At 64.6% G+C, this 13,905-nt stretch carries 10 protein-coding genes; all 10 read left to right on the top strand.

Annotated elements, in window-relative coordinates; all coding sequences use genetic code 11:
• The first annotated feature begins 6 nt into the window (after positions 1–6).
• Entirely contained in the window at positions 7–1,167 is a 1,161-nt protein-coding gene (locus CHC02_RS12580; protein WP_244160863.1) for a flagellar basal body P-ring protein FlgI, read from the top strand.
• Positions 1,168–1,177: 10 nt separating this feature from the next.
• On the top strand, positions 1,178–2,398 hold the full coding sequence (gene flgJ, locus CHC02_RS12575; protein ID WP_089391797.1) for a flagellar assembly peptidoglycan hydrolase FlgJ: 1,221 nt from the start codon (positions 1,178–1,180) through the stop codon (positions 2,396–2,398).
• A 26-nt stretch (positions 2,399–2,424) separates the two neighbouring features.
• Complete coding sequence (flgK, locus tag CHC02_RS12570) at positions 2,425–4,431, top strand: flagellar hook-associated protein FlgK (protein ID WP_089391796.1); 2,007 nt, start codon at positions 2,425–2,427, stop codon at positions 4,429–4,431.
• Between the two features lie 10 nt (positions 4,432–4,441).
• A complete protein-coding gene (locus tag CHC02_RS12565) occupies positions 4,442–6,031 on the top strand; it encodes a flagellar hook-associated protein 3 (RefSeq protein WP_089391795.1) in 1,590 nt (529 codons plus the stop codon).
• Between the two features lie 449 nt (positions 6,032–6,480).
• Complete coding sequence (locus CHC02_RS12560; protein ID WP_089391794.1) at positions 6,481–7,599, top strand: DegT/DnrJ/EryC1/StrS family aminotransferase; 1,119 nt, start codon at positions 6,481–6,483, stop codon at positions 7,597–7,599.
• The gene (locus tag CHC02_RS12555) at positions 7,596–8,291 is read left to right on the top strand and encodes a WbqC family protein (RefSeq protein ID WP_089391793.1); all 696 of its coding nucleotides are present in this window, start codon (positions 7,596–7,598) and stop codon (positions 8,289–8,291) included. Before CHC02_RS12560 ends, CHC02_RS12555 begins: the two co-directional genes overlap by 4 nt.
• The gene (locus CHC02_RS12550) at positions 8,288–9,679 is read left to right on the top strand and encodes a bifunctional cytidylyltransferase/SDR family oxidoreductase (protein ID WP_089391792.1); all 1,392 of its coding nucleotides are present in this window, start codon (positions 8,288–8,290) and stop codon (positions 9,677–9,679) included. The genes CHC02_RS12555 and CHC02_RS12550 overlap by 4 nt, the downstream gene beginning before the upstream one ends.
• Before the next feature lie 13 nt (positions 9,680–9,692).
• The gene (locus CHC02_RS12545) at positions 9,693–10,502 is read left to right on the top strand and encodes a LicD family protein (protein ID WP_167364760.1); all 810 of its coding nucleotides are present in this window, start codon (positions 9,693–9,695) and stop codon (positions 10,500–10,502) included.
• Between the two features lie 52 nt (positions 10,503–10,554).
• Positions 10,555–12,576, top strand: coding sequence for a methyltransferase domain-containing protein (locus tag CHC02_RS12540; RefSeq protein WP_089391790.1), 2,022 nt, complete (start codon positions 10,555–10,557; stop codon positions 12,574–12,576).
• Positions 12,573–13,841, top strand: a complete 1,269-nt coding sequence (locus CHC02_RS12535) for an ATP-grasp domain-containing protein (RefSeq protein ID WP_089391789.1) — start codon at positions 12,573–12,575, stop codon at positions 13,839–13,841. Before CHC02_RS12540 ends, CHC02_RS12535 begins: the two co-directional genes overlap by 4 nt.
• The last annotated feature ends 64 nt before the right edge of the window (positions 13,842–13,905 follow it).

Raw genomic sequence — 13,905 nt, 5'->3', positions numbered from 1 at the left:
GCCGACATGGCTTTCATAGGCGCGAGCTGGCTCGCGAACATCGGCGCTGGAAGGGTTCGCGAGCAAGCTCGCTCCTACGGCCTGGCATTGCTGTGCCTGTTCCTCTGCCTGCCGGCCCAGGCCGAGCGCCTGAAGGACATCGCCAGCATCCAGGGCGTGCGCAGCAACCAGCTGATCGGCTACGGCCTGGTGGTCGGCCTCAACGGCACCGGCGACCAGACCACGCAGACGCCCTTCACCCTGCAGACCTTCAACAACATGCTGGCGCAGTTCGGCATCAAGGTGCCGGCCGGCAGCGGCAACGTGCAACTGAAGAACGTCGCCGCGGTGTCGGTGCACGCCGACCTGCCGCCCTTCGCCAAGCCGGGCCAGGCCATCGACGTGACCATCTCCTCCATCGGCAACGCCAAGAGCCTGCGCGGCGGCAGCCTGCTGATGACCCAGCTCAAGGGTATCGACGGCCAGACCTACGCCATCGCCCAGGGCAACCTGGTGGTGGGTGGCTTCGACGCCGAGGGCCGCGACGGCTCGAAGATCACCGTCAACGTGCCCTCGGCCGGGCGCATCCCCTCCGGTGCCACCGTCGAGCGCGCGGTACCGAGCGGCTTCGACCAGGGCAACAGCCTGACGCTGAACCTCAACCGTCCCGACTTCACCACCGCCAAGCACATCGTCGACCGCATCAACGACATGCTCGGCCCGGGCGTGGCCCAGGCCATCGACGGCGGCTCGGTGCGCGTCAGCGCGCCGCTGGACCCGAACCAGCGGGTGGACTACATGTCGGTGCTGGAGAACCTGGAGATCCAGTCCGGCGAGGCGGTGGCCAAGGTCATCATCAACTCGCGCACCGGCACCATCGTCATCGGCCAGAACGTGCGCGTGTCGCCGGCCGCCGTGACCCACGGCAGCCTCACCGTGACCATCACCGAGGACCCGATCGTCAGCCAGCCCGGCCCGCTCTCCAACGGCCAGACCGCGGTGGTGCCGCGCTCGCGGGTGAACGCCGAGCAGGAAGCCAAGCCGATGTTCAAGTTCGGCCCCGGCACCACCCTGGACGAGATCGTCCGCGCGGTGAACCAGGTGGGCGCGGCGCCCAGCGACCTGATGGCCATTCTCGAAGCCCTCAAGCAGGCCGGCGCGTTGCAGGCCGAGCTGATCGTCATCTGAGGACGCCGCCATGGACGCACGACTGCTCAATTCCGGCGCCAGCGCCAGCGACAGCCAGGCCTACACCGACCTCAACCGCCTGAGCCAGCTGAAGAGCGGCGACCGCAACAGCCAGGGCAACATCCGCAAGGTGGCCCAGGAGTTCGAGTCGCTGTTCCTCAACGAGATGCTCAAGTCGATGCGCTCGGCCAACGAGGTGTTCGCCAAGGACAACCCGCTCAACAGCGAGACCGCCAAGCAGTACCAGGACATGTACGACCACCAGTTGTCGGTGTCCCTGGCGCGCGAGGGCCATGGCATCGGCCTGGCCGACGTGCTGGTCAAGCAGATGGAGAAGATGCAGGGCGTGCGCCACACCGGCGACAACCCCTTCGCCCAGGTCCAGGCGCAAGCCGATACCCAGGCCACCCAGGCGGTGGCGGGACAGGACCGGCAGCGGGCGAAGAGCCTGTGGTCCGCCAGCGGCAAGCCGCTGCCGCAGCCCGAGCCCGGCCGCGACGACCGCCAGGCGCTGAATGCGCGGCGCCTGGCCCTGCCGGGCAAGCTGGCCCAGCGCATCGCCGCCGGCATAGTGCCGGACGCCAATGCCACCAGCGCCAGCCAGCCGACGCAACTGGCCAGCAGCGACTGGCGCAACGGCAGGGGCTACACCCGCCAGGACGACAGCGCCACGAGCAGCGCTGCCGTCGCCGATGCCTCGGCCATTTCGACCAAGCCGGGCAAGTCCATGTTCGCCTCGGCCGACGACTTCGTCGCCACCATGCTGCCGATGGCCGAGCGCGCCGCCAGGCGCATCGGTGTCGACCCGCGCTACCTGGTGGCCCAGGCCGCGCTGGAAACCGGCTGGGGCAAGAAGATGATCGCCCAGCGCGACGGCAGCAGCAGCCACAACCTGTTCGGCATCAAGAGCGGTTCGAGCTGGAAGGGCGACTCGGCGCGCGCGGTCACCAGCGAGTACGAGAACGGCAAGCAGGTGAAGGAAGTGGCCTCGTTCCGTGCCTACAACTCCTTCGAGCAGAGCTTCCAGGACTACGTCAGCTTCCTGCAGAACAACGACCGCTACCAGGACGCCCTGGACTCCGCCGCGCGCCCCGAGCAGTTCATGAAGGAACTGCAGCGCGCCGGCTACGCCACCGACCCGCAGTACGCGCGCAAGGTGTCGCAGATCGCCAGGCAGATGCAGGTCTACCAGACCGTGGCCATGGCCGACGGCCCGACCCGTACGCTTTGAAGAATGGAACGCTCTAAGGAAAGCCCATGAGCCTGTTATCCATAGGACTGTCCGGCCTCAACGCCTCGCAAACGGCGCTGAGCACCACCGGCAACAACATCACCAACGTCGACACCGCCGGCTACACCCGCCAGCAGTCGATGCAGGTCAGTTCGGCCGCGCAGTTCTCCGGCCGCTACTACGTGGGCACCGGCACCACGGTGCAGGACGTGCGCCGGATGTACAGCGAGTTCCTGGCCAACCAGCTGCGCGGCGCAACGGCGGTGAACAGCGACGCGCAGACCTACCTGAGCCAGGTCAACCAGGTCGACTCGCTGCTGTCGGACAGCACCACCGGCCTGTCCTCGGTGATGCAGAACTTCTTCGCCTCGCTGCAGACCGCGGCCGGCACCCCGACCGACGCCGCCTCGCGTCAGCTGGTGCTGACCCAGGCGAGCAACCTGGCGCAGCGCTTCAACTCCATCTCCACCCAGCTGGGCACCCAGAACAGCTACGTCAACACCCAGATGAGCAGCCTGGCCGGGCAGGTCACCGACCTGGCCAAGACCATCGCCCAGTACAACCAGGCGATCACCGCCGCCGAGTCCGCCGGCGCCAGCGCCAACGACCTGCAGGACAAGCGCGACCAGGCGGTGGTGCAGCTGTCGGACATGATCGGCGTCAGCGTGGTCAAGCAGGGCAGCAGCTACAACCTCTACCTGGGCTCCGGCCAGCCGCTGGTGGTGGGCAGCAACGCCTCGACCCTGAGCGCCGCCCCCAGCGCCAGCAACCCGTCGCAGTACAGCCTGTCGCTGAACTCCAGCACCAGCGGCGTGGCCATGGACGTCACCTCGGTGGTCACCGGCGGCCAGATGGGCGGCCTGCTGCGCTACCGCAGCGAGGTGCTGGACACCACCCAGAACGAACTGGGGCGCATGGCCATCGTCCTCGCCGACACCTTCAACAGCCAGTTGGCCCAGGGCCTGGACCTCAACGGCAACTTCGGTGCCCAGCTGTTCAAGGACATCAACGACGCCAGCGTGATCGGCAACCGCAGCCTGGCCAACGGCCACAACACCGGCACCGGCAACCTCAACGTCAGCATCGACGACAGCAGCGCGCTGACCACCAGCGACTACGAGGTGACCTTCACCTCGGCCACCGGCTACACCGTCAGGCGCTTGTCCGATGGCGAGGTGATGGGCAGCGGCGATCTCACGGACGACCCGCCCAAGGAATTCGACGGCTTCAGCCTCAGCCAGCAGAGCGTCGGCACCATCCAGGCCGGCGACCGCTTCACGGTGATCCCGACGCGCACCGCCGCGGCGGACATCTCGGTAGCGATGACCGACTCCAACCGCCTGGCGCTGGCCTCGCCGCTGGTCTCCACCGCCACCACCGGCAACATCGGCAGCGGCACCATCAGCGGCACCAGCCTGACCACCCAGCTCGACGCCAGCAACAGCGCCGACCTGTCGGCGGCGATCAAGGCCGGCATGCCGGTCAAGCTGGTGTTCGACGCCGCCGCCGGCGATGGCACCCAGGGCTACACGATCTACGATTCCGCCGGCAATTCGCTGGGCACCGGCAGCATAGTGCCGGGGCAGAGCAACGACATCAGCATCACCGTGCCCGGCACGCCGTCGTTCAGCTTCCAGACCAGCATCGGCGGCTACCCCGGCAGTGGCGACAGCTTCACCGTCGGCTTCAATTCCGATGGCGATGCCGACAACGGCAACGCGCAGAAGCTCATCGACCTGCAAAGCGCCAAGACCGTCGGCAGCGGTACCGGCAGTGGCAGCGGCATGAGCCTCACCGGCGCCTACAGCAGCCTGACCGAGACCGTCGGCGCCCAGGCCAACCAGGCCAAGCTGGACGCCACCGCCACCGATGCGGTGCTGACCCAGGCGCAGAACACCCGCGACTCGCTGTCGGCGGTCAACCTCGACGAAGAGGCGGCCAACCTGGTGAAGTTCCAGCAGTACTACACGGCTTCCGCGCAGATCATCAAGACCGCGCAGACGCTCTTCGACACCCTGATCAACAACATCTGAGGCGGCCGTGATGCGTATTTCCACCCCGCAGATCTTCAGTTCCAACATCGACAACTACAACCGCGGCTACGCCAGCCTGGCCAAGACCCAGGAGCAGATCTCCAGCGGCGTGCGCATCCAGACCCCCGCCGACGACCCCGTCGGCGCCGCGCGCCTGCTGCAGTTGCAACAGCAGCAGGCATTGCTGAGCCAGTACAGCAGCAACATGACCACCGCACAGAACGCCCTGAACCAGGAAGAGAGCGTGCTGTCCTCCATCACCAACGTGCTGCAGCAGGCCCGCGAGGTCGCGGTACGGGCCGGTGACGGCTCCCTCACCGATGACGACCGCAAGGCCCTGGCCGACCAGCTCGGGCAGATCCAGCAGCAGTTGCTGACGCTGATGAACAGCAAGGACGCCAGCGGCAACTACCTGTTCTCCGGCAGCAAGAGCACGGTGCAGCCGTTCATCCAGAACGCCGACGGCACCTACAGCTACCAGGGCGACCAGAGTGCGCTGAGCCTGCAGATCGCCGACAACCTGCTGCTGCCGACCAGCGACAACGGCTGGAGCATCTTCGAGATGGCGGCCAACGCCAGCCGCACCACCAGTTCGCTGGGCAGCGACCCGAACGCCGACGGCGTGCAGCGGGCGTTCCTCTCCCAGGGCACGGTGACCAGCGACAGCACCTACAACGCCAGTTTCCGCGATGGCGCGCCCTACACCCTGAACGTGCTCAGCGGCACCCAGTACCAGATCCTCGACAAGGACGGCAACGACGTCACCAGCGAGGCCAACACCAACGGCACCTACGATGCCACCTCGGCGGACAGCAACGCCATCAGCTTCCGCGGCGCGCAGTTCCAGCTCGACGTCTCGCTGCCCAGCAGCGACGACGCCAGCGACATGGACAGCCTGGTCGGCGGCTACAGCTTCAGCTTCGGCGTGGCGGCCGACGACGTTTCGATCAAGCGCAGCGCCAGCAACACCTCGGGCGCGCAGATCACCAGCGGCACGGTCAGCAACCAGACCGCCTACACCACCCAGTTCCCGGCCAACGGCGTGCAGCTGAAGTTCACCAGCGCCACCGACTACGAGGTCTACGCGCTGCCGGCCACCCAGGGCGCCACGCCGATCTCCAGCGGTACCCTCGGCGGCACCTTCCCGCAGACCATCAGCGTGGCCGGCGTCGACCTCTCGATCAGCGCCTCGCCGGCGACCGGCGACCAGTTCAGCGTCACCACCAGCTCGCCGGAGCGGCAGAACATCCTCAACACCATCGGCGACCTGCGCACCGCGCTGAGCGCCTCCACCGCCAACGATCCGCAGGCCCAGCTGAACATCCGCAACATGGTGGCCTCGGCGCTGACCAACATCGACAACGGCATGAACCAGGTGATGACGGCGCAGTCGTCGGTGGGCTCGCGGCTGAACACCATCGACGTGCTCAGCCAGGAAAACCAGAGCCTGAGCCTGACCAACAGCACCACCCAGTCGTCGATCCGCGACACCGACATGGCCGAGGCCACCTCCAAGCTGGTCCTGCAGCAAACCATGCTCGAAGCGGCCCAGGCGGCGTTTGCCCGGGTCAGCCAGTTGAGCCTGTTCAACAAGCTCTGAGCCTGGTCGATCGCCGTGCGTCTTCCGTCGGAGGGCGTGCGGCGTTTCTTTCGGCGGCAATCCCTTGCCGCTGCCTCCCGGCGCTTCAAGCCTTCCTCATTCCCCCGCATGCCAGGCCCCGCGCACCCGCGGGGAAGATGGCATTCAATTTGCTGAGGTCCTGTCGGGGCGGTTTTTCCAGTCAGCAAATTGACGCCCTGCCCACTGGCTGAATTCCGGACAAGAGTCCAACCGCCAGTGCTTTAGGAACCTTCGCCAGACCTTGCCGTAGCGGCAGGCGGGGAGAGATGCAGCATGTCGAACACGATCATTCCCTACGGAGCCACGGCCAGGTCCGGTATCGGCCAGGTGACTTCGAACCTCCGCCTCATGCGCGGGAGGAAGCTCGACTTCCCCCTGTCGCATTCCCGTCGCAGCGTGTGCCCGATGTCGGTTGGCGGGTGGCAGTCATGACAAAGAGCATCCCGGTCACCCGGCCCCTGCTTCCTCCCCTGAACGAGTTCCTGCCCTACCTGGAACAGGTCTGGGCCAGCGGCATCCTCACCAATGGCGGCGACATGCACCGTGCCCTGGAGAAGGCGCTGTGCGAATACCTTGGCGTCGAGCACATCGCCCTGTTCGCCAACGGCACGCTGGCGCTGGTCACCGCCCTGCAGGCGCTGCGCATCACCGGGGAAGTGATCACCACGCCCTATTCCTTCGTCGCCACCGGCCATTCGCTGCTGTGGAACGGTATCCGCCCGGTGTTCGTCGACATCGACCCGCAGACGCTCAGCCTGGACCCGGCGAAGATCGAGGCGGCGATCACCCCGCAGACCACCGCGATCATGCCAGTGCACTGCTACGGCAATCCCTGCGACGTCGAGGCCATCCAGGCTATCGCCGACAACTACAACCTGCGGGTGATCTACGATGCGGCCCATGCCTTCTCGGTGCGTGACGCCGGCGGCAGCATCCTGCGCCACGGCGACCTGAGCGTGCTCAGCTTCCACGCCACCAAGGTGTTCAACACCTTCGAGGGCGGGGCGATCATCTGCCCTGACGAGAAAACCTACCGGCGCATCGGCCATCTGAAAAACTTCGGCTTCGTCAACGAAACCACGGTGGTGGCCCCCGGCATCAACGGCAAGATGAGCGAGATCAACGCCGCCTTCGGCCTGTTGCAACTGCGGCACATCGACCGTGCGCTGGCGCGGCGCAAGGAAATCGATAGCCTCTACCGTGAGCGCCTGGCCGGCTTGCCGGGGCTGAACTTCATCGAGTTCCGTACCGGGTGCGTGTCCAACTACGCCTATTTCCCCGTGCTGATCGACGAGGATTTTGCCGTGGAGCGCGACCGGCTGTACGAGCTGTTGCGCGAGCAGGGCATCGTGGTGCGCCGCTACTTCTACCCGCTGATCAGCGACTTCCCGATGTACCGCGGCCTGCCGTCGGCCGAGCCGAGCAACCTGCCGGTCGCCCGCCAGGTGGCGAGCCAGGTGCTGTGCCTGCCGATCTACCCGGACCTGGCCGACGAGGATGTCGAGCGCATCTGCGACCTGGTCATCAGTGCGGGAGTCCGGGCGTGATTCTCGCGGTCATGCAACCCTACTTCTTCCCTTACCTGGGCTACTTCCAGTTGGCGGGGAGCGTGGACCACTTCGTCTTCCTGGACGATGTGGCTTTCATTCGCCGGGGGTTCATCCACCGCAACAGCATCCTGCTCGATGGCCAGCCATTCCGCTTCACGCTGCCGGTGGAAGGGGCCAGCCAGAACCTGCGAATCGACCAGCACCATTTCGTTGGCGATCACGACAAGTTTCTCCAGCTGATACGCCATGCCTACCGGCGGGCTCCATTCTTCGACGTGGTTTTCGCCCTGGTCGAATCCATCTGCCGGATGCCCGAGCAGAATGTCGCTCGCGTCTGCGCCGCTTCCGTCCAGGCGGTCTTCGCCTACCTCGGCAGGCCGCTTTCGGTTTCCTTCGCCTCGCAGATGCCCAGCTCGCTTCAGGGGCAGGAACGCATTCTGGAGCTTTGCCGGCTCTTCGGGGCCGACGCCTACCACAACGCCAGCGGTGGTCGTTCGCTATACAGCGCCACCGCGTTTCGCGAACAGCACGTGCAACTGCGTTTCGTACATGGCTGCTTTCCAGCCTACCAGCAACAGAAAGTGGAGAACTTCATGCCAGGCCTGTCGATGATCGACGTGCTGATGCACAACCCGCCCGAGACCGTCGAGCGGATGCTGTCGATGGGCGAGTTGGAGGAGGTCGCATGACTACCCGTGCAGTCGAATCCCCGGTCATCGCCGTAGTGCTCGCTGGAGGGCGTGGCCTGCGCTTCGGCAGCGAGCTGCCCAAGCAGTTCGTCAAGTTGGCCGGGCGCATGGTCATCGAGCATACCGTCGAAGTCTTCGAGCACTCGCCGGCAGTGGAGCAGATCGTGCTGGTGGTGCCTGGCGGCTACGAAAGCGTGCTCTGGGAGGCGGCCACCCGCAATGGCTGGCGCAAGGTGGCGAAGATCGTCGCCGGTGGCCGGGACCGTGCCGACTCCACCGCTTCGGCAATCGCCGCTCTGGACGGGCAGCCGGAGCAGGCGCGGATACTCATTCATGATGCTGCGCGCCCGCTGCTGGACCAGCCGACCATCGTCCGCTGCCTGGACGCGCTGGAGCGGTACGACGCAGTGGATGTGGTGGTGCCCGCCAGCGACACCATCGTCGAGGTGGCGGGGGAGGGGCATATTCGCGACATCCCTGACCGCAGCCGGCTACGCCGTGGACAGACGCCGCAGGGGTTCCGCCTTGGCATCCTGCGTGAGGCCTATCGACTCGCCGAACGCAGAGGGTTGGAGGGCGTGACCTGCGATTGTGGCGTGCTGCGCCGGGAAATGCCCGAGGTGACCATCGCTACCGTAGCCGGCTCGCCCTCCAATCTGAAAATTACCGACGGGGTGGACCTGTATATCGCCGAAAAGCTGATCCAGATCCGCAGCACCCAGGCTGCGCAGGATGATGGCCTGCCGGGCCTGTTGCGTGACCGCGTGGTGGTGGTGATCGGCGCAAGCTACGGCATCGGCGCTTCGGTGGCCGAGCTGGCCAGGGCCCATGGCGCTCGCGTCCATGGCGCCAGCCGTGGCGAGGGCAACATCGATATTTCCCGCCGCAGCGACGTGGAGCGCTTCCTCGCCGAGGTGGCGCAGCGTGAAGGACGAATAGACGCGGTGGTCAATACCGCCGGCATGCTGCTGCACAAGCCATTGGCCCTGCTCAGCGAATCCGAGGTGGAGCAACTCATCGCCACCAACCTCACCGGCACCATCCACCTGGCCCAGGCTGCCCATGGGTATCTGCGCGAAAGCCGCGGTTGCCTGGTGAACTTCGCCTCCAGCTCCTACACCCGGGGGCGTGCATTCTATGCCGCCTACAGCGCCACCAAGGCTGCGGTGGTCAACCTCACCCAGGCACTGGCCGAGGAATGGGCGAGCGAAGGAATCCGCGTGGTCTGCATCAATCCCGAACGGACCCGCACGCCCATGCGTACGCGGAACTTCGGTGCCGAACCGGTCGAGAGCCTGCTGGATCCCTCGGCAGTGGCGCTCGCTACCCTGCAGGCGCTGGGCTCGACCCTGACAGGTATGGTGTTCGATGTGCGCCGCCATGGTTGAGGAGGGGGCCGCGATGGTCGCCGGAGTTCCGCTGGCACGGATCCAGCAACGGGCCTTTGCCGTGCTGGGCGCGCTAGTCGACTTCTTCCAGGCCCATGCCATCGACTACTACCTGGTCGGCGGAACGCTGTTGGGCGCTGTGCGCCATGGCGGCTTCATTCCCTGGGACGACGACATCGACATCGTGGTGCCGCGCAAGGATTACCGCCGCCTGCTCGGCCTGCTGGATCGATTGCCGCCGACGTTGCGGGCGATCCACCCGTCCACAGACGCCCATACGCCTTATCCGTTCCTGGTGGTGAGCGATCGCCATTCGCGTTGGGTGGTGGACTACGCGCACCCGTTCGACCGGGGCATCGGGGTGGACGTATTCCCGTTGGACGGCGTTCCGCCCCCCGGCATGCGTCGCCGGCTGCTGCGCAAGTCCATCGCGCTGCTGCGCTCGATGACCATGAACAAACAGAAGGGCTACTACCTGCGACCCGTCCCCCCGGCCCAGCGCTGGCGCTTCGCGCTGGTGGCGCTGGCGACGAGCCTGGTGCCCCGTGCCTTGCTTTTCGCCATGTATGACCGGGTGGTGTCTTCGTTGCCGGCTTCCAGCGATGGCCTGGTGGGGAATCTCTATGGTCTGTATGGCGACCGCGAGGTAGTGCCTGCGCAAGTGTTCGGCAGTGGTAAGTCGCTTGTCTTCCATGGGGGTAGTTTCCGCGCCCCGGCCCACACCGAAACCTATCTCACCCATGTTTACGGCGATTTCCGGCAATTGCCTCCGTTGGAACGGCGTAACTCCGGTCATCGTATTCGTGCGGTATCACTGGGCTGAAACAACAGCGGCACGGCCGAGTAGCCGGATCGCTAATATCGGGAGTTGAATCATGCTGCACAAGATTGGGGTACCGCTGGCGAGCTACATCTATAACGCTTCGCTGCGTTACCTGAAAGTACACAATTCATATTCGGTGAAGGTGCTGCCAGATGCCGCATGCTCACCGGTATTTCTCCTGCATAGCGGTGCCGCGCTCAATGCCGGTGGCGTCGATCATGTACGTCCTTGGATTCCAGTGTTCAAGGCAGTGGGAATCGAATTTGTAGTCGTGGCTCGACTGATGGATACCTACGAGGCGTTGTTGCGCGAGTATCCCGATGTGCCGGTCAGTCTGGTCAGCACACCTGCCGATGTGGATACGCTGCTGCATGCGTTCCCTTCGCTACGTGGCTTCTTCTACGTGGCCAACACTGCCAATAACAACCTGTTCCTGCGCTGTTCGGGCGGGCATCACGTCTTCCTCGGTCATGGAGACAGCGACAAGAGCTCGAGCATGAACCGTGCGTTCAAGTCTTATGACGAGATCTATGTGGCTGGCCAGGCACACATCGATCGTTTCGCCAATGCCGAGTTCGACACGACTGGCCTGGCGTTTCGTATCATCGGGCGCCCTGACAATCGACACCTGTTCGCACAGTCCGAGGTACCAGCAGATCGCCCCGAGCGTCTGGTCTATATCCCTACATGGGAAGGTTACTGCGGTGAGCAGGACTATTCTTCGCTGGCCATCGCCCGGGATCTTCTTGTCTGCGCGCACCGTGTTTCCGGCCTGCCAGTCGTTGGCAAGCTCCATCCACTGACAGGTTCAGAGAAATCGAAATACCTGAGCGTCGATGCCGAGTTGTCGCACAACAGCGGCTTGCCGGCTACCGCACTATCGTTTGTCGATCGCCGCAGCAAGCTCACCGATTTGCTCGCTCCGGATGCCATCTTCGTCTGCGATATTTCCGCCGCCGTTTCCGAATGCCTTGCTCTGGATCGCCCAATATTTGTCTATGTCCCGGCAGACCGAGATATCCGAGTGGTAAGCGGTCGGATGGGGTATGCGGATTACACCTACACTTTCAGTAATCCAGAGGAGTTCGCCGCCAAGCTGCAGGCCGTGCTCGATGGGAATGATCCTCTTGCCGCAGCTCGCCGCCAGGCTCTTGAATACTTCGTCTCGCCAAGCGCAACTCGTGCCGGAGCGTTCGAGAAGGCTTTGCGTGAACTTGCTTCCGGCGATACGTTGCACAGTACGGACGAGGCAACGCACAGTCGCTTCACAGCTGCCGAGTGGCCCAAGGAGGGATGCCGTACCTGCGGCTCCACGTCACTGGCCGTACGCACCGTCACCTGCACCGTACCGAAGATGCAGGGTGCCACCTTCGATTTCACCTTTTGCCGCGACTGTGGTTTCGTCAGTAATTCGGACAATCTCTATGACTACGCCGAAGAGGGGTTCGTCGATGACAACAGTCCGGAGGAGGGGACCCGAGCCGGCGATGGTGTGAACCCACGCAGGGAATATCGTATTGCCGAGATGGCTGCTGATATCGTCGGGCGCTGCTTCCCCGGGCGCCGGCATGACCTTCTGGTCTTCGGTGCAGGAGCCTCGCGTGACCACCAGCTCATTACCGCCCAGCTTCCTTTCGGGCGAGTGGCGCTGGCTGATATGGACAATTACCAGAACGTCGAGGACTTCGTTCCGATCGATTCGCAAGAGCAGTTCGATGTGGTGGTCGCGTCAGAGGTGATCGAGCATTTCACTGACCTGGAGAACGACTTCCGCCATCTCTTCTCCAAGGTTCGGCAGAACGGCTTGGTCATCGCCGGCACCAATATTCACAACCAGAAACTGATACGAGGACTGACTTATCCGTTCAGTCCGGGCCATGTTTCCTACCACTCCGGTCGTTCGTTGCTCGTAGTGGCTCGTCGCTTCGGCTTGAAAGTGGATTTCCGTACCCCGGCCATTGCTCTTGCAGATGGCGGTCCGCGCAAGCGCTACGTGTTCTTCTACCGCGACCCGGCCGTCGGCGAGTGCATTTCCCAGTACTTCGCCGACCATCACCTGGCGCCGTCGGAGTGAGCAAGGTGCGGGTATTGGTGTTTCCCAGCGGCACTGAAGTAGGGCTGGAAATCGCCCGTGCGCTGGAGCATTCGCTGCACGTGGAGTTGCATGGCGCTTCCAGCCGTGTCGACTATGGCGTGCAGGCATATGCCCGACACGCCCAGTTACCCAACATTGCCGATGCGGCCTTCGATGAGTGCTTCGCACAATTGTTGGCGCAGTGGGGCATCGACCTGGTATTCGCCACCCACGACAGCGTGCAGGACTACCTGGCGCCACGTGCCGAAGGTTTTGGCGTGCACCTGGTCAACGGTAGCCCGCAGACGGCGCGCATCGCCCGGCGCAAATCGTTGACCTATGAATTGCTGGACGATATGCCGTGGGTCCCGCGTCGATATGCGAATGCCGCGGCCGTGGAGGCTTGGCCTGTGGTGGTGAAGCCCGACCAGGGGCAGGGGGGGCAGGGGGTGACCCTGGTCGCCGATGCCGATGAGCTGGCCGTGGTGCTCACGAGGGTGCAGCAGCCATTGATATGCGAGTACCTGCCGGGTGAGGAACTGACCGTCGATTGCTTCACCAGTCACCGCGGCCAGCTGCTGCATGTCGGGGCGCGTTCCCGCGAGCGTGTGGTGGGCGGCATCGCCATGCGCTCGGGACCTCGGCCCACCGATACGCAACTGAACGACATTGCCACCACGCTCAACGCCCGGCTCGCCCTGCGTGGGCCCTGGTTCTTCCAGGTTCGCCGGGACCGCCAGGGCGACTGGAAACTGCTGGAGTTCAGCAGTCGCTTGTCCACCGGCTCGGTCGTGGCGCGCTCCCTTGGCGTCAACCTGCCATTGCTGGCTGTGCAGGACTATCTCGGGCGTGACTTGCTGCTGCTGCCGGAGACTCGCCTGCGGCTGGTCGAGCGCCGCCTGGAGAACAAGGCGGTGCTCGATTATGACTTCGATACCTGCTACCTGGACCTGGACGACACGCTGGTGTGTGCAGGCCGTGCCAATCCACAGGCTATGCGCCTTGCCTACCGGTTGCTGCAGTTGGAAAAGCGGCTGGTGTTGCTCACACGCCACCCTGGAGACCTGCAGGCCACGCTGGAGGCCGCGCATATTCCGCTGACGATGTTCGAACGGATCATCCACCTGCGCGAGGGCGAGCCCAAGTCCGATCACGTGCACGCGCCGGCGATCTTCATCGACAACCACTTTCCCGAACGTCTGGACGTGTCCCGACGCCATGGCATTCCCGTATTCGATGTGGATGCGATGGATCTGCTGTTTTGACGAATTCAACTCGCGAGCCGTGGGCATGATGCCCGCGGATCGCCTGAAGCCAAATTGAGGTGTG

It is taken from the genome of Pseudomonas delhiensis, assembly GCF_900187975.1.
GTDB lineage: Bacteria > Pseudomonadota > Gammaproteobacteria > Pseudomonadales > Pseudomonadaceae > Pseudomonas > Pseudomonas delhiensis.
This window is presented reverse-complemented; position numbering and strand designations above follow the sequence as displayed.